Origin of the sequence: Streptomyces sp. NPDC093109 (assembly GCF_040701725.1) — a bacterium.
Taxonomy (GTDB): Bacteria; Actinomycetota; Actinomycetes; order Streptomycetales; family Streptomycetaceae; genus Streptomyces.
Map to the genome: position 1 here is coordinate 30,797 of NZ_JBFBEZ010000002.1, position 15,137 is coordinate 45,933.

17 protein-coding genes, 1 CRISPR repeat array and 1 riboswitch are annotated in these 15,137 nt (G+C 71.3%); of the genes, 10 read left to right on the plus strand and 7 right to left on the minus strand.

Annotated elements, in window-relative coordinates:
• Nucleotides 1-154 precede the first annotated feature (154 nt).
• On the plus strand, nucleotides 155-1,348 hold the full coding sequence (locus AB0389_RS02525) for an RtcB family protein (RefSeq protein ID WP_366393753.1): 1,194 nt from the start codon (nucleotides 155-157) through the stop codon (nucleotides 1,346-1,348).
• A gap of 77 nt (nucleotides 1,349-1,425) precedes the next feature.
• On the opposite strand, the gene AB0389_RS02530 is transcribed toward AB0389_RS02525, so the two are convergent.
• Nucleotides 1,426-2,307 carry a hypothetical protein gene (locus AB0389_RS02530; protein ID WP_366393470.1) on the minus strand — a complete coding sequence of 294 codons (882 nt, stop codon included), beginning with the start codon at nucleotides 2,305-2,307 and terminating at the stop codon, nucleotides 1,426-1,428.
• 164 nt (nucleotides 2,308-2,471) lie between these two features.
• Entirely contained in the window at nucleotides 2,472-3,302 is an 831-nt protein-coding gene (locus tag AB0389_RS02535) for an SDR family NAD(P)-dependent oxidoreductase (protein WP_366393471.1), read from the minus strand.
• Nucleotides 3,303-3,725: 423 nt separating this feature from the next.
• Between AB0389_RS02535 and AB0389_RS02540 the strand changes: the two genes are divergently transcribed.
• Complete coding sequence (locus AB0389_RS02540) at nucleotides 3,726-4,139, plus strand: hypothetical protein (protein WP_366393472.1); 414 nt, start codon at nucleotides 3,726-3,728, stop codon at nucleotides 4,137-4,139.
• Here AB0389_RS02540 and AB0389_RS02545 read toward each other — a convergent pair.
• Both AB0389_RS02545 and AB0389_RS02550 read right to left on the minus strand, forming a co-directional pair.
• Nucleotides 4,136-4,927: a Mut7-C RNAse domain-containing protein gene (locus AB0389_RS02545; RefSeq protein WP_366393473.1), complete on the minus strand. Its 792-nt coding sequence runs from the start codon at nucleotides 4,925-4,927 to the stop codon at nucleotides 4,136-4,138. The genes AB0389_RS02540 and AB0389_RS02545 overlap by 4 nt on opposite strands.
• A 72-nt stretch (nucleotides 4,928-4,999) precedes the next feature.
• Nucleotides 5,000-5,536: a GNAT family N-acetyltransferase gene (locus tag AB0389_RS02550; protein ID WP_366393474.1), complete on the minus strand. Its 537-nt coding sequence runs from the start codon at nucleotides 5,534-5,536 to the stop codon at nucleotides 5,000-5,002.
• A 212-nt stretch (nucleotides 5,537-5,748) separates the two neighbouring features.
• On the opposite strand from AB0389_RS02550, the gene AB0389_RS02555 reads away from it, so the two are divergent.
• Complete coding sequence (locus AB0389_RS02555; protein WP_366393475.1) at nucleotides 5,749-6,012, plus strand: GlsB/YeaQ/YmgE family stress response membrane protein; 264 nt, start codon at nucleotides 5,749-5,751, stop codon at nucleotides 6,010-6,012.
• Nucleotides 6,013-6,071: 59 nt separating this feature from the next.
• Here the strand turns inward: AB0389_RS02555 and AB0389_RS02560 are convergent, their stop codons facing one another.
• Nucleotides 6,072-6,707, minus strand: a complete 636-nt coding sequence (locus tag AB0389_RS02560) for a histidine phosphatase family protein (RefSeq protein WP_366393476.1) — start codon at nucleotides 6,705-6,707, stop codon at nucleotides 6,072-6,074.
• Between the two features lie 35 nt (nucleotides 6,708-6,742).
• A riboswitch (cobalamin riboswitch) is annotated at nucleotides 6,743-6,865 on the plus strand.
• A 75-nt stretch (nucleotides 6,866-6,940) separates the two neighbouring features.
• Between AB0389_RS02560 and AB0389_RS02565 the strand changes: the two genes are divergently transcribed.
• The 6 genes from AB0389_RS02565 to AB0389_RS02590 all read left to right on the plus strand — a co-directional run bounded on the left by AB0389_RS02565 (nucleotide 6,941) and on the right by AB0389_RS02590 (nucleotide 11,673).
• Nucleotides 6,941-7,171 (plus strand): CbtB-domain containing protein, encoded by a 231-nt coding sequence (locus AB0389_RS02565; RefSeq protein ID WP_366393477.1) that lies wholly within the window; start codon nucleotides 6,941-6,943, stop codon nucleotides 7,169-7,171.
• A 21-nt stretch (nucleotides 7,172-7,192) separates the two neighbouring features.
• Nucleotides 7,193-8,071: a CbtA family protein gene (locus AB0389_RS02570; protein WP_366393478.1), complete on the plus strand. Its 879-nt coding sequence runs from the start codon at nucleotides 7,193-7,195 to the stop codon at nucleotides 8,069-8,071.
• A gap of 194 nt (nucleotides 8,072-8,265) precedes the next feature.
• Nucleotides 8,266-9,663 (plus strand): precorrin-6y C5,15-methyltransferase (decarboxylating) subunit CbiE, encoded by a 1,398-nt coding sequence (gene cbiE, locus AB0389_RS02575; RefSeq protein WP_366393479.1) that lies wholly within the window; start codon nucleotides 8,266-8,268, stop codon nucleotides 9,661-9,663.
• On the plus strand, nucleotides 9,660-10,436 hold the full coding sequence (cobM, locus tag AB0389_RS02580) for a precorrin-4 C(11)-methyltransferase (RefSeq protein WP_366393480.1): 777 nt from the start codon (nucleotides 9,660-9,662) through the stop codon (nucleotides 10,434-10,436). The genes cbiE and cobM overlap by 4 nt, the downstream gene beginning before the upstream one ends.
• An 88-nt stretch (nucleotides 10,437-10,524) precedes the next feature.
• Nucleotides 10,525-11,040: a CRISPR direct-repeat array (repeat unit 29 nt; unit sequence GTGCTCCCCGCGCGTGCGGGGATGGTCCC).
• A 49-nt stretch (nucleotides 11,041-11,089) separates the two neighbouring features.
• Nucleotides 11,090-11,383: a hypothetical protein gene (locus AB0389_RS02585; RefSeq protein WP_366393481.1), complete on the plus strand. Its 294-nt coding sequence runs from the start codon at nucleotides 11,090-11,092 to the stop codon at nucleotides 11,381-11,383.
• Between the two features lie 59 nt (nucleotides 11,384-11,442).
• Nucleotides 11,443-11,673, plus strand: coding sequence for a hypothetical protein (locus AB0389_RS02590; protein WP_366393482.1), 231 nt, complete (start codon nucleotides 11,443-11,445; stop codon nucleotides 11,671-11,673).
• A 7-nt stretch (nucleotides 11,674-11,680) separates the two neighbouring features.
• Here AB0389_RS02590 and AB0389_RS02595 read toward each other — a convergent pair whose 3' ends face one another.
• Nucleotides 11,681-12,835 carry a cobalt-precorrin-5B (C(1))-methyltransferase gene (locus tag AB0389_RS02595; protein ID WP_366393483.1) on the minus strand — a complete coding sequence of 385 codons (1,155 nt, stop codon included), beginning with the start codon at nucleotides 12,833-12,835 and terminating at the stop codon, nucleotides 11,681-11,683.
• Nucleotides 12,836-12,852: 17 nt separating this feature from the next.
• Between AB0389_RS02595 and AB0389_RS02600 the strand changes: the two genes are divergently transcribed.
• Nucleotides 12,853-13,698, plus strand: a complete 846-nt coding sequence (locus AB0389_RS02600; protein ID WP_366393484.1) for a cobalt-precorrin-6A reductase — start codon at nucleotides 12,853-12,855, stop codon at nucleotides 13,696-13,698.
• On the opposite strand, the gene cobJ is transcribed toward AB0389_RS02600, so the two are convergent.
• Nucleotides 13,632-15,131 (minus strand): precorrin-3B C(17)-methyltransferase, encoded by a 1,500-nt coding sequence (gene cobJ, locus AB0389_RS02605; protein WP_366393754.1) that lies wholly within the window; start codon nucleotides 15,129-15,131, stop codon nucleotides 13,632-13,634. The genes AB0389_RS02600 and cobJ overlap by 67 nt on opposite strands.
• Between the last annotated feature and the right edge of the window lie 6 nt (nucleotides 15,132-15,137).

Below are 15,137 nucleotides of genomic sequence, written 5' to 3' on the forward strand. Positions count from 1 at the left end.
CGCGGGCTCCGCGCGAAAACTGGTTGCCGCCGCGAGGCGGCCGGTGGACACAATGTCTATCGCACGCGATGCCGTCGATGCTGGCCGGCTGTCCTCTATGACGGCCCTGGTTCCGGTTTTTGCGTTTCATGGACTTCGGGGGGAACGAGGAGTTATGTCGTACGTAGAGATTCCGGGCGCGAAGGTCCCGATCCGTATGTGGGCCGACCCGGCGACGGTCGAGGGCGTCGCGATGCAGCAGCTGCGCAATGTGTCGACGCTGCCCTGGATCAAGGGCCTCGCCGTCATGCCCGATGTGCACTACGGCAAGGGTGCGACGGTCGGCTCGGTCATCGCGATGCAGGGCGCGGTGTGCCCGGCGGCGGTGGGGGTGGACATTGGCTGCGGCATGTCCGCGGTGAAGACGTCCCTGACGGCGAACGACCTCCCGGGCGATCTGTCCCGGCTGCGTTCCAAGATCGAGCAGGCCATTCCGGTGGGCCGGGGCATGCATGACGACCCGGTGGATCCGGGGCGGCTGCACGGGTTCCCTACGGCGGGGTGGGGGGAGTTCTGGGGGCGGTTCGACGGGGTGGCCGACGCGGTCAAATTCCGCCAGGACCGCGCCACGAAGCAGATGGGAACGCTCGGCGGGGGAAATCACCACATCGAGGTCAATCTCGATTCCCAGGGTTCTGTGTGGCTGACCCTTCACTCCGGTTCCCGAAATGTCGGTAAGGAACTTGCTGAGTACCACATCGGCGTGGCGCAGAAGCTGTCGCACAACCAGGGGCTGGTGGATCGGGATCTGGCCGTGTTCATTTCGGATACACCGCAGATGGCGGCGTACCGGAATGACCTGTTCTGGGCGCAGGAGTACGCGAAGCACAACCGCGCGATCATGATGGGGCTGCTGAAGGACGTGCTCCGCAAGGAGTTCAAGAGGGCGAGGATCGCGTTCGAGCAGGAAATCAGCTGCCATCACAACTATGTCGCGGAGGAACGGTACGACGGCATGGATCTGCTGGTGACGCGTAAGGGCGCGATTCGTGCGGGGGTGGGTGACTACGGGATCATCCCCGGGTCGATGGCCACGGGCACGTACATCGTCAAGGGGCTCGGAAACACCGCGGCCTTCAACTCGGCCTCGCACGGCGCGGGCCGGAGGATGAGCCGTAACGCGGCGAAGCGCCGGTTCACGACCCAGGACCTGGAGGAACAGACGCGGGGGGTGGAGTGCCGCAAGGACTCCGGCGTCGTGGACGAGATCCCGGGCGCGTACAAGCCGATCGAGCAAGTCATCGACCAGCAGCGGGATCTGGTCGAGGTGGTGGAGAAGCTGAAGCAGGTTGTGTGCGTGAAGGGCTGAAACAGGCTTGTTCCGCCGGAGGGGAGCCGGCCTCGGACGGCTTGCCCGGAGCCGGCGGGCGATCAGTACGTGACCGGCTATCTGCCCGGCTCCTGCGGAGGCAACGGAACACGGCCGGATCGCAGACGCCAGAGACGCAGAGCGCAACTGGTCACTGTCCGGCCGAGTGCTGTGGCGGTAACCGCCGCGTTGCCGGATTCCAGAAGGATGCGATCCTCCGAGTCTGTCCAGCGCCGACGCGGAGGCGCGACCTTCATTCCTGCGGGACGTTCCCAGGAAGCGAGGGAAGCGGCGGAGACGCGCTTCCGCTCCAGGGCGAGACAGCCCGGGTAGTAAAGGTCCTCGGCCAGTCGCATCGCCGCTTCCTTCGTGTAGACGACGTTATAGACCTGGTCGCGAGAATTGCGCTTGATGAGGCGCTCTGTACCGGTGAGCTGCTGCGCGTAGCGGCCGAGATACACGCTGACGGCCGTACTGGCCGAAGTCGGCGAGATGAAGGGCAGGCCCTGTGCGGTGTAGCCGACCGAGCCGTCCGCGTCGATGACCCCGCGCAGGTAGTCGCGTCCGGAGAACGGGACTCGGGGCGGGGCGATCGTCCTGGACTTCCGGCCGTAAGGCAGGCCGAGCTGGTTGATCGTGGTCCTGGCTTCGAGGGAGCACAGTGTCCATGTCGCCGAATGGTGACTGTCGGTGAAATTCGTAGATCGAGTGCGTTCTGTGATGGAGCTGTTGTACGGCGTCAGTCGCTGAAATTCGCGAAGGATCGCGATATCCCGGACGTTGATTTCAAGGCTGAGCTTGCCCTTCTGACCCGTTCCTTGGGAGAGATGCCCATCGGTCTGCAGGAATCCGAACATGTAGGCGTAGTCGGGGTTCTCAAGGTCCATGAACCTTGGGGTGTTGACGCTCAGCGTGTCGTCGAAGGTGTATTGGTGCGCGCTAGGCTCGCGTTCAGCCACGGGGAAGCCCACGTTCCTGTGTGGTCAGGCCCTTGGCCGGGAGTGCGATCCGGGCTGAGGGCCGTTCTGTGTACTGCTTGTCCATTGACCGTACGGTCAACGGAACCGCGCACACGGGTGAACTCGAACGGTTCACTCGGAGGGGTGGGCCGGCCCGTGGAGGTTTACAGCACGCGGTGGACCTTGGCGTTGGAGGCCTGGGCGCGGGGGCGGATCAGGAGGAGGTCGATGTTGACGTGGCTGGGGCGGGTGACCGCCCAGGTGATGGTTTCGGCGATGTCCTCGGCGGTGAGGGGTTCGGCCACGCCCGCGTAGACCTTGGCGGCCTTCTCGGTGTCGCCGTTGAAGCGGGTGGTGGCGAACTCCTCGGTCTTGACCATGCCGGGGGCGATCTCGATGACGCGGACGGGGGTGCCGACGATCTCCAGGCGGAGGGTTTCGGCGAGGACGTGGGCGCCGTGCTTGGCGGCCACGTAGCCCGCGCCGCCCTCGTAGGTGGCGTGGCCCGCGGTGGAGGAGAGGACGAGGACCGTGCCGTCGCCACTGGCGGTGAGGGCGGGGAGCAGGGCCTGGGTGATGTTGAGGGTGCCGATGACGTTCGTCTCGTACATCTGACGCCAGTCGGCGGGGTCGCCGGTGGCGACCGGGTCGGCGCCGAGGGCGCCGCCGGCGTTGTTGATGAGGACGTTGACGGTCGGGAAGCCGTTCGACCCGGTCAGTCCGGCGGCGAAGGCGTCGACGGCGGCGCGGTTGGTGACGTCGAGCGCGTACGCGGTGGCGCGGTGGCCCGCGGCGGTGATCTCGGCGGCGAGCGCCTCGACGCGGTCCTTGCGGCGGGCGGTGACGACGACGTGGTAGCCCGCGCCGGCGAGCTGCCGGGCGGTGGCCGCGCCGATACCGCTGCTCGCTCCGGTGACGACGGCGACGGGCGCGGTGGGGGTGGCGGGGGCGGCGGGTGCGACAGGTGCGGCGGGGGTGCTTCCGGCGGCGGTCATGACGTACTCCTCGCGCGTGTGATCGGCTGATCGGCCGAGCTGGTCAGGGCCAGGATAGGCAGGGGGCGCGGGGGCGTGCGCCGGGTGTCCGGGGCGCGGACCGGGGTGCGGACCGGGGTGCGGACCGGGGTGTGTGGGGCGTATGGGTGTTCCGGTGATCGGGTGATCGGGGCGTGCTGCGCGGGCGAGTGGGCCGAATTGCGGTGTGATGATCTGTATGTTCCCGCTATGGCTGTGATGCGAAAGTCCCTGTTGACCGTGGTGTCCACCGCCGCGGCGGTCGTGCTGGGTGCGGGTGCCGGGCCGGGCGCCTCCGCTTCTTCCGCTTCCTCTGCTTCCTCTGCTTCCTCTGCTTCCTCTGCTTCCTCTGCTTCCTCTGCTTCCTCCGCTTCCTCCGCTTCTTCTGTTTCTTCTGTTTCTTCTGTGGCGGACGTCGATACCGACTCCGTCGCGGTCGAGGCCGATCTCTCGCACCACGGCCACGTGTCCCTCTGGAAGGGGCGGTTGACGGTCCGGCTTGAGTCCGAGAACCACGGCCCGGCCAAGGTGCCGGAGGCGACCGTACGGCTGGATCTCTCGGCCGCGCCCACGGCCGGTCAGGCGCTGCCCGCCCACTGCCTGTGGGGCGGCGACCGCGTGGTGCTGTGCCGTACGGGGCAGCTCAGGGCGACCGGCAGGAGCCGAGAGACCGCGCTCGACCTGGCGCTGCCCGGCGATCCGGCCGAGGTCGTCGTACGGATCGACACCGCGTGGAACGGTGGCGCGAGCGACCGTAACCCCGAGAACCAGCACCACCGGGTGCTGGTGCCGGCCACCGGGGACCAGTACGCCTTCTAGCGCTCTGACGACTGGTGCTGCGACGACTGGTGCTGCGCCGACTGGTGCTGTGACGGGGCCGTCGTGCCGCCGAACTCCCTTACCGCGTCGTCCACGATCGCCGCGAGCCGCGCGTGGTGCGCGCCCCGCCAGTACACCCGCTCGCACGCCGCGCACTGCGCGAAGACGTCGTAGCCGTGCTGCGTGCCGTGCTCCAGCCTGTCCTGGACGGACTCCTTGTCGGCAGGGGAGAGCGGGCCGTTGCAGGCGGTGCAGCGGGTCCAGGGGGCGAGGGCGGGCGCGAAGCGTTCGAGTACGTCGCGGAGTTGTGCGTCCGGGCGGTCGCTGTAGATGTACGCCCCGGCCCAGATCTCGCGCCGGCGCAGCAGCCCGCGGTCCCGGGAGAGCATGACGCGGTGTTCGGCGGCGGAGAGCGCGGCGAGCGCCGGATCGCCGGGGTCCGTGCTCTCGTACGCCGCGTCGACGCCGAGCAGCCGCAGCCGCCGGGCGAGGGTGCCGAGGTGCACGTCGAGCAGGAAGCGCAGCGGTGCGCCGGGCACCTGCTGCGGCCTGCGCACGGCACGTACCTCCACGGACTCGCCCGCCGCGGGGATGTGCGAGACGGTCACCTCGCGGCCGTCGACGAGCAGCGGGCCGGCCTCGGTGAGGGGGATGCCGAGCGACTCGACGGCGTGGCCGAGGGTGGAGGAGCCGTCGGTGCGCAGGGCCGTACGCCCCTGACGCCGCTCGGCCGGGACGAACAGGCGCAGTTCGTGGGCGAAGTCGATCTGGATCTCTGGTCCGTTCACGCGGCCAGGATGTCACCGGGGGAGGGGAGGGGCCATGGGGTTGTTCCGCGGTTATTCCGCCGGGTCCGGCGGTTATTCCGCCGGGTCCCCCGGGCGCAGATCGAGCCGCCAGTCGTTGCAGCGCATCGGACGCCCCGGTGGGTACTCCAGCTCGCATTCGTCCCGCAGGGAGAACCCGGCTCTGCGGCACAGCCGGTTCGACGGCGGGTTGCCGACGGACGGGAAGGCGTGCAGATAGCGGTGTCTGCCCTCGGCGCGCGCCTGGTCCACCACCCCGGCCACCGCCGTGACCGCGATGCCCCGGCCCTGGTGGGCGGCGAGCACCGCCCAGCCCGTCTCGTACACCTTCCGGCCCTGCCAAGTCTGCTCCCAGAAGCCGACCGTGCCGACGGCTTCGCCGTCCGGGGCGAGGGATATGCGGAACATCCGGCCCCGGCCCCTGCGGTCGGCGCTCAGTGCGACATAGCGCTTGTGCCGTTTGAGCAGCTGTTCCTCGGTCTCCGGGCCGCCGAGATGGTGCATCAGCTCCGGTGCGTTGGCCGCGCGGAGCAGGTCGAGGTCGCGCTCCGACCAGGGGGTGAGCCGTACTCGCGGCGTCGTGGACTCCATGTCCGGCACTGTAGGACGGAGGTCTGACAGGGCGGGAACCGCGCTGGGTCCGCTCCGGAACGGCTTCTCCTACCGCGGCAGCCGGGACGTAAACCGAACTGGCGAACACTCGCAATCATTGGTTGGACGGGACTGGACGGGTGCACGGCGGGCAGACGTCTTGCAGGGACCACTATCCGTAGCGGTTGTGCGACAAGGAGGGGACGGAAGACATGGAGATTTCCGGCATCATCACGGCCATCGTGATCGGCATCGTCATTGGTGTGCTGGGTCGGCTCGTCGTGCCCGGGCGCCAGCGCATCGGTGTGCTGCTGACCGTTCTGGTGGGCATCGTCGCGGCTCTGATCGGCACGGCCCTCGCGGCTGGGCTCGGTGTCGCGAATACCAAGGGGATCGACTGGATCGAGCTGATAATCCAGATCGGTCTGGCAGCGGTGGGTGTCGCCGCGCTGGACCGGGTGAAGGGCCGGGGCTGACCGGCTGACCCGCCGGGGCAGCCGGGGTTGACCGGCCGGGGCCGGCTGTCCTGCCGGGCTCATTCGTGGAGCGGGCGGCCGACGCGTAGATTCCAGCGGCCGTTGCGCCCGCTGAGTTCGGTGACGGACAGGGGACGTACGTCAAGCCTCCAGAACGTCTGCGGAGGTGCGCCGAGGGCGTGGACGGTGGCGGCGCGGATGAAGTCGGGTTCGGCGACGACGACGAGGCGCCCGCCGGTTCCGGTCGCGTCGTCGCCGTGGGCCGCGCCGGCCGTGTCCAGCCAGTGGGCGACGCGGGTGTGGAAGTCGCGCAGGGACTCTCCGCCGTGCGGTGCGGCGTCGGGGTCGGACAGCCAGGCGGCCACCGACTCCGGTTCGGCGGCGGCCACTTCGTCCAGGGTCCTGCCCTGCCAGCGGCCCATGGCGCACGGCGCGAGGGCGTCCAGCGGGGCGGTGGTCAGGCCGAGGGCCTGAGCGGTCCGGTGGCAGCGGCGTGTGGGGGCGGCGTAGTGGGCCGTGGCGCGGGGGAAGGTCTCCCGTACGGCTTCGGTCTGGCGCAGACCGGTGGCGTCGAGCCCGTCGTCGTCGCTGTCGTGGTCGCTCTCGCTTTCGCCGAAGCGGGCCTCGCGCAGGGCGGTGCTGATGGCGGGGGCGATGAGGGACACATGCAGTGACAGCTGTGTGGTCATGGTCATACGTGGGGGCCAGTTCCTGGGCGAAGGGCCTCTTGGCCCGCTTGTCGGTTCGCGGTACCTTCACGTCGATATCACGACGGCGAGACGGAAGTCCGGTGAGAGTCCGGCACGGTCGCGCCACTGTATGCCGGGGACCGGCCGCGTACCAGGCGGCGGGTTCCGGGTGAGTCAGACCCGATGGCCGTCGTCAGAGCTCCACTTATGGGACGCGAGTTCCCCAAGGAGGTTGTGTCATGGCGCAGTCCATAGCGCATCCGGTCATTTCTCCCGCCGACGCCGGTACCCCGGTGACCCCGCTCCCGCTGCGCGCGGTGCTCCCGTGGGCCGTGTTCGTGGGCACGCTCATGCTGGTGCTCCTCTACTTCGTCGGCGCCGAGCAGGGCGCGACGTCGGTGTTCTCCGGTGCGGGGGTGCACGAGTGGGTGCACGACGGCCGTCATCTGCTCGGCTTCCCCTGCCACTGACCACTGACGGAGATCACGCACATGCATGCCTCCACCGTCAGAAACCTCCTGGTCCGCGGCATGATCGCGGGCGTGCTGGCCGGACTTGTCGCGTTCGGACTGGCCTATTTCGCGGGCGAGCCCTCCGTACGGGCCTCGATCGCGCAGGAGGAGGCCCACTCCGCGCCGGCGCATGAACACGGCGACGGCGACGGAGAACAGGGTTCATCCGATTCCGATTCCGCTTCAACTTCTGGTTCCGCAGGCCATTCACATGGAGATGAGGAGGAAGAACTGGTCAGCAGGCCGGTGCAGTCGACGTTCGGGCTGGCCACCGGTGTCCTGGTGTACGGGGTGGCCGTGGGCGGCATCGCCGCCCTGGTCTTCGCCGTCGGCCTGGGCAGGCTCGGCAGGTTCGGGCCGCGGGCGACCGCGGCGCTGATCGCCGGGGCGGCCTTCACCACCGTCTGTCTGGTGCCGTTCCTGAAGTATCCGGCGAACCCGCCCGCGGTCGGAGACGCGGACACGATAGGCCGGCGCACCGCGCTGTATTTCCTGATGATCCTGCTGAGCGTGCTGTTGGCGGTCGCCGCGGTCATCGCGGGCCGACGGCTCGCGCCGCGGCTGGGCAACTGGAACGCGTCGCTCGCCGCCGGTGCCGGTTATGTCGTCGCCGTGGCCGTGGCGTGTCTCGTACTGCCCGCGAACACCGACGCCATCCCGGAGACCTTCCCGGCGGCGCTGCTCTGGGAGTTCAGACTGTCGTCGATCGCCGTGCAGGCGGTGCTCTGGACAGCCTTCGGGCTGATATTCGGCGCGCTGGCGGAGCGGATGCTCCGGGCCGGGACGGAGGACAGCGCGGCCGAGGGCGGGGTGGCCGAGGGCGGCGCGGCGCGGACGGCGGCCGAACCGGCGCGCTGACGGGCCCGCGCTGACGGGCCCGCGCTGACGGGCCCGCGCTGATGGGCTCGCGGCGGCGGGCGCCGGTGCCTCGGCGGGGAGCGGTGGCGGGGAGAAGTAGAGTTCGAGGTCGGTTTTCTCCCAGTTCAGAAGCTCCGAGGTGTACGGCAGTGAGCATCCCGCCCCGCGAGGGCCACGGGCCTCATCAGGCCCCTGTGCCTGATGAGGTTCCCGAGGCCGGTGAGGCCGAGGCCCGTGTGACAGTCGTCGGGATCGGCGCCGACGGCTGGAGCGGGCTCACCGACGCCGCGCGGGCGGCGCTGCGCCGTGCCGAGGTGGTCATCGGCGGCCCGCGCCAACTGGCGCTGCTTCCAGGGGCGGAGGCAGGGGCAGGGGCAGGGGCTGAGACGGGGGCGGAAGCCGGGACAGGCGCGGGGGAGTGCGCGGGCGAGCGGGTCGCGTGGCCGACGCCGCTGCGGCCCGCCGTACCCCGGCTGCTGGCCGCGTACGCCGGCCGCCGTCTCGCCGTACTGGCCAGCGGGGATCCGATGTTCTACGGGATCGGGCGGGCCCTCGCCGAGGAGGCGGGGCCCGGTGCGCTGCGGGTGCTGCCGCATCCGTCGTCGGTGTCGTACGCCTGCGCACGGCTCGGCTGGCCGGTGGAGGACACGGAGGTCGTCACGCTCGTCGGCCGCCCCACCGCGACGTTGGCCGCCGCGCTGCACCACGGGCGCCGGGTGCTGGTGCTCAGCGCCGGGGCCGCGACGCCCGCCGAGGTGGCGGCGCTGCTGCGGGAACGGGGTTACGGACCGAGCCGGCTGCGCGTGCTCGAAGCCCTCGGCGCGGAGCGCGAACGGTGCGTCGAGGGACACGCGGCGGACTGGTCCGCGCCGGCCGGCGACCCGCTGAATGTCGTGGCGGTCGACTGCCGCCGCGCGGACGGCGCGCCGCGCCTCGGCGCCGTACCGGGGCTGCCGGATGCCTCGTACGAGCACGACGGCCAGCTCACCAAGCGCCATGTGCGCGCCGCGACGCTCGGCGCGCTGGCGCCCGCGCCGGGGGAGCTGCTCTGGGACGTGGGCGGCGGTTCGGGCTCGATCGGGGTGGAGTGGATGCGTACGCACCGTTCCTGCCGGGCGGTGTCCGTGGAACGCGATCCGGCGCGCGCCGAGCGCATCGGCCGCAACGCGCGTGCGCTGGGCGTGCCCGGCCTGCGGGTGGTGACCGGCGCGGCCCCTGCCGCGCTGGCGGGACTGCCGGTGCCCGACGCGGTGTTCATCGGCGGCGGGCTGACGGTGCCGGGCCTGCTGGCCGCGTGCTGGGCGGCGCTGCCGGTGGGCGGCCGGCTCGTGGCGAACACGGTGACGCTGGAGTCGGAGGCGCTGCTGGCCGAGTGGTACCGGCGCCGGGGCGGGGAGCTGGTACGGCTGGCGGTGGCGCACGCGGTGCCGGTGGGCGGGTTCACGGGGTGGCGGCAGGCGATGCCGGTGACGCAGTGGGCGGTGACGAAGAGTTCGACGGAGGATCCGTCGGAGCGGCCGTCGGAGCGGCCGTCGGAGCGGCCGTCGGAGCGGCCTTCAGAAGCAGAAGCAGGAGCAGGAGAAGAACGATGACGGTGTACTTCATCGGCGCGGGTCCGGGCGCCGCCGACCTGATCACGCTGCGCGGCGCGCGGCGGCTGGCCTCGTGCGCGGTCTGTCTGTACGCGGGCAGCCTCGTCCCGCGCGAGCTGCTGGCCGAATGCCCGCCGGACGCACGCCTGATCGACACGGCGCGGATGGATCTGGACGGGATCACGGCGGAGCTGGTGCGCGCGCACCAGGAGGGCCACGACGTGGCCCGGCTGCACTCCGGCGACCCGTCGGTCTTCAGCGCCGTCGCGGAGCAGATGCGGCGGCTGGACGCGGCGGGCGTGCCGTACGAGGTGATTCCGGGGGTGCCGGCGTTCGCGGCGGCGGCGGCGGCGCTGAAGCGTGAGCTGACGGTCCCGACCGTCGGCCAGACGGTCATCCTCACGCGCGTCTCCCAGCAGGCCACGCCCATGCCGGAGGGCGAGGACCTGGCCACGCTCGGCCGCAGCGGCGCGCTGCTGGTGCTGCACCTCGCGGCGCGCTACGCGGACCGCGTCGTCGCCGAACTCCTCCCGCACTACGGCCCCGACTGCCCGGCCGCGGTGGTCGCGATGGCCAGCCGCCCGGACGAACTGGTCCTGCGCGGCACGCTTTCCGACATCGCGGACCGCATCCGGGAGGCGGGCGTGGTCCGCACGGCGGTGATCTTGGTGGGCCGCACGCTGGGCGCGGAGCAGTTCCGGGACAGCCACCTTTACTCGGCGGCGCGGGAGCGGGGGGCGACGGCGGGGGCGGGGGACGACCACACTTGCTGAGGCTTGTCCTGTCTCGGGCGGAATGCCGGTTTCGGTGAAACTAGGCGTGGGGGAGTGGGGCGGGGCGTAGGGTCGCAGGCCAGGCAGTGTGCTCCCCGCGCGTGCGGGGATGGTCCCCTCGCCACCCTGTTCCGCAATGCAGCCGCCGAGTGCTCCCCGCGCGTGCGGGGATGGTCCCCCCATCACCACCGGAACCGACCTCGACCGACTGTGCTCCCCGCGCGTGCGGGGATGGTCCCCAGTACGAGACACAGCGGGCGGAACTCGCCGAGTGCTCCCCGCGCGTGCGGGGATGGTCCCCGCGGTCCGTGCACGCCGCCCCGCAGTCCCGGTGCTCCCCGCGCGTGCGGGGATGGTCCCTGGTTGTAGGACGTCGCGTCGTCCGGGACGGCGTGCTCCCCGCGCGTGCGGGGATGGTCCCGTGCACGCCGTGCGTGCACTGCTGGCCGACCCGTGCTCCCCGCGCGTGCGGGGATGGTCCCGCTGTCTCTAAAGTCACTGGCGCCGATCCGCTGTGCTCCCCGCGCGTGCGGGGACGGTCCCTGTGACTGTAGAAATGTCACAGGGCCTCACCCGTGTTCCCCGTGCGGGGAGCACGGCTGCCGTTGGCAGCATGGGCGTTGGTCGGAGTCTTCAGTGATGAGGAGAGAGCCTTGACTGTTCAGCCAGAGCACTCGGCGGGAAACCGGAACGTGGCCGTTCCGGCCATTCCCCACACCATCAACGCCATCGGAGACGCGCTCAACGGCACTGACCGCGCCCGCTTTTACGCCGATGTCCTCGCCGCCGAGGAAAGCCTCGTGCCGGCAGTCATGCGCCGCTGGTGGAAGATCGCGATGCTCAACCGCGCCCCTGGCGCTGAGCACAGTCGTGACAATGTCGTCGCAGGCCGTAACCTCGTGTCCGTGGATGAGCTTGCCGCACGGATCGAAGACGCTGGTCAGTGACCGATTTTCCGCCGCGTTGAGGTTGGACGGTCTTCACCGAGGAGTTCCCGGCGCAGATCATGCTCGACATACCGCCGGATCTGGTGAAGAAGACGGTGAACGTTCTGGTGTCCCTGGCTGTGGATGCCGGGGGAGCCGTTGATGCGGACAGAGAGCCGCCGGGCGACCCGATGGATGATCTCGGGGTGCGGTACAGCATGCAGATCGATGGTGAGCCGGTCGTTTTCGAGTACGTCGTGCTCCGGGAGATCCGTGAGATCCGGATCCCCGTTCTGGTCTGGTTCCACTGACGCGCGCTCAGGCGCGGCCCACCACCGCTCCCGCCCTGTCGATGCAGATCACGTCCACCTCCACCGGTGCACCGCGCAGGACCGCCAGCGCCTCGTCGCGGGCCCTTGACGCCACCGTGTTGCCCAGGGGGATGCCCTGTGACTCGCAGAGGCGCAGGGCCTCCAGGCCCGTGTTCGCCACTGCTACCTGCGCGGCCAGGGCCGGGGACGCGCCTGCTTCGGTGGCCAGGGTTGCCAGGAAGTCCTTGTTGACCTGGGAGCGGGCCGAGTGGAGGTCCAGGTGGCCCGCCGCCAGTTTGGAGAGTTTGGCGAAGCCGCCGCAGATGGTGAGGCGGTCTACCGGGTGGCGGCGGAGGTACTTGAGGACCGCGCCCGCGAAGTCGCCCATGTCGAGCAGCGCGTCCTCGGGGAGGGCGCTGTAGGTCGCCAGGACCGTTCTCTCGGACGTCGAGCCCGTGCAGGCGGCCACGTGTGTACGGCCCGCCGCTCGTGCCACGTCCACGCCCCGCCTGATGGAGTCGATCCACGCCGAGCAGGAGTACGGCACGACGATGCCCGTCGTGCCGAGGATGGAGAGGCCGCCCAGGATGCCCAGCCTCGGGTTCCAGGTGGAGCGGGCGATCTCCTCGCCGTGGTCCACGGAGACCGTGATCTCGACATCGCCCGTGCCGCCGTACCGGGCCGCCACCTCCGCCACATGGGCGCGCATCAGCTGCCTTGGTACGGGGTTGATCGCCGGCTCGCCGACGTCCAGCGGCAGGCCGGGGCGCGTCACCGTGCCCACGCCAGGGCCCGCGCGGAAGACGACGCCGCTGTCCGGCGGCAGCGGGCGGACGGTGACGCGGACCAGGGCGCCGTGGGTGACGTCCGGGTCGTCGCCCGCGTCCTTCACCACCGCCGCCATCGCGGACCGTTCCGGCTCCGGTCCGGGCGTCAGGCTCTCCTTCGCCAGCGCGAAGGACGGGGTCTGGCCCTTGGGCAGCTCGATGGTCACCGGGTCGGGGAACTCGCCCGTCAGCAGCGCCGTGTACGCGGCCTTCGTCGCCGCCGTCGCGCACGCGCCGGTCGTCCAGCCGGAGCGCAGGCCCGTGTGTTTGAGTTGGGCACCTCGTCCGCCCGCCGCGCCGCCGGTCGCGGATCCGCCGCCGCCGTCAGTCGTCATGGGGAGTTCCACCGTCTATGAGTGAGTCGTTCCCGGAGCCGTTCCCGGAGCCGTTCCGCGAGCCGTTCCGCGTTCTTGTTCTTGGTGGGACCACCGAGAGCCGTCGGCTCGCCGAGATCCTGGTTCCGGATCCCCGGCTGCTGGTCACCAGTTCCCTCGCCGGGCGCGTTTCCCGGCCCTCGCTCCCGCCCGGGGACGTCCGTATCGGCGGGTTCGGCGGTGCCGACGGGCTCGCGGACTGGCTCCGGGCGCACCGGGTGGACGCGCTCATCGACGCCACCCATCCCTTCGCCGCCGTCATCAGCCACAACGCGGCCCTCGCCGCCGCCACCGCCCATGTTCCCCTGCTCGTCCTGCGCCGCCCCTCCTGGGTCCCCGTCGCGGGCGACGACTGGCATCCGGCCGGCGGGCTGCCCGAGGCCGCCGACGTGCTGTCCGCGCTCGGCGCCCGCCGGGTCTTCCTCACCACCGGGCGGATGGGGCTGGCCGCCTTCGCGCATCTCGACGCGGTGTGGTTCCTCGTACGGTCCGTGGACGCGCCGGAGCCGCCGTTCCCGTCCCGAATGGACGTCCTGCTGGACCGGGGACCTTTCGGGCTCGACGGCGAGCGGGAGATTCTGAGCCGGCACCGTATCGACACCCTCGTGACCAAGGACAGCGGCGGCGCGGCCACCGCGCCCAAGCTCACCGCCGCCCGGGAGGCGGGGATTCCGGTGGTGGTCGTACGGCGGCCGGCCGGGCCTCCGGGGGTGGCGGTGGCTGGCACCGTGGCGGAGGCCGCCGACTGGGTGGTGCTTCAGCTCTCCGGCTCCGGCTCCGGCTCCGCGTCCGACGGTTCCGGTTCCGCGACCGGCTCCGGGTAGCGGCGCGGCGTCCAGACGATCTCCTCGCCCGTGCCGCGCACCACCCGTACCGTCTGCGACGAACCCACCAGCAGGATCGTCCGCATGTCGACCTGCGCCGGGTCGAGATCCGCCAGCCGTACGATCCGTACCCGCTCCCCCGCGCCGCCCACGTCGCGCGCGACGACCACCGGGGTGTCCGGTGCGCGGTGCTCCAGCAGCAGTTCGCGGGCCTTGCCGACCTGCCAGGTGCGGCTGCGCGAGCCCGGGTTGTACAGGGCGAGGACGAGATCGGCGCGGGCCGCCGCGTGCAGCCGTTCCGCGATGACCTCCCACGGCTTGAGCCGGTCGGAGAGCGAGAGGACGGCGTAGTCGTGGCCCAGCGGGGCACCGACCCTCGCCGCCGCCGCGTTGGCGGCCGTCACCCCCGGGAGAACCCGTACGGGGATCTCCCGGTACGGATCGGCCGACGCCACCTCCAGCACCGCCGTGGCCATCGCGAAGACGCCCGGGTCACCGCCCGAGACGACGGCCACGCGCCGGCCGCGCCGGGCCAGGTCCAGGGCGAACTCGGCGCGCTCGGACTCCACCTTGTTGTCGGATCCGTGCCGTTCCTGCCCCGGCCGGACCGGAACACGGTCCAGATAGGTGGTGTAGCCGACCAGATCCTGGGCATCGGCCAGCGCGCCGCGCGTCTCGGGCGTCAGCCACAGCGGACCCGCCGGGCCCGTTCCTACGACCACCACCTCGCCGGTCGGCGCGGCATTCGGGGCGGGCGAAGGCTTCGCGTCCACCCGGCTCGGCAGCACCGCCACCGCGAAGTACGGCACGGACTCCGGATCGATGTCCGCCAGCGCCCCCGTACGCTCGCCGCTCATCGTCGCGCGCTCCACATACCGCGCGTCCCCCAGCCGCCCCGCCCGCTCGACCGCGCGCCGCACGGCCGGGAACGTCCGTCCCAGCTTCATGACGACGGCCGAGTCCGCCGCCGCCAGCCGTGCCGTCAGCTCCTCCTCGGGCAGCGTGCCCGGCAGGACCGTCAGCACTTCCTCGCCCTCGACCAGCGGCGTACCCAGCCGGGCGGCGGCGGCGCTCACCGACGTCACCCCGGGGACGACCTCCGTCGGATAGCGGTCGGCCAGCCGCTTGTGCATGTGCATGTACGAGCCGTAGAAGAGCGGATCGCCCTCGGCCAGCACCGCGACCGTGCGCCCGGCGTCCAGGTGGACGGCGAGCCGGGCGGCGGCCTCCGCGTAGAACTCCTCCATCGCGCCCCGGTAGCCGCCGGGGTGGTCGGTGGTCTCGGTGGTGACCGGGTAGACCAGCGGTTCCTCGATGTGGTCGGGGCGCAGATGCTCAGCGGCTATGGAGCGCGCGATGGAACGGCCGTGACGGGCGCTGTGGTACGCGACGACGTCCGCCTCGGCGATGACCTGCACGGCCCGTACGGTCATCAGGTT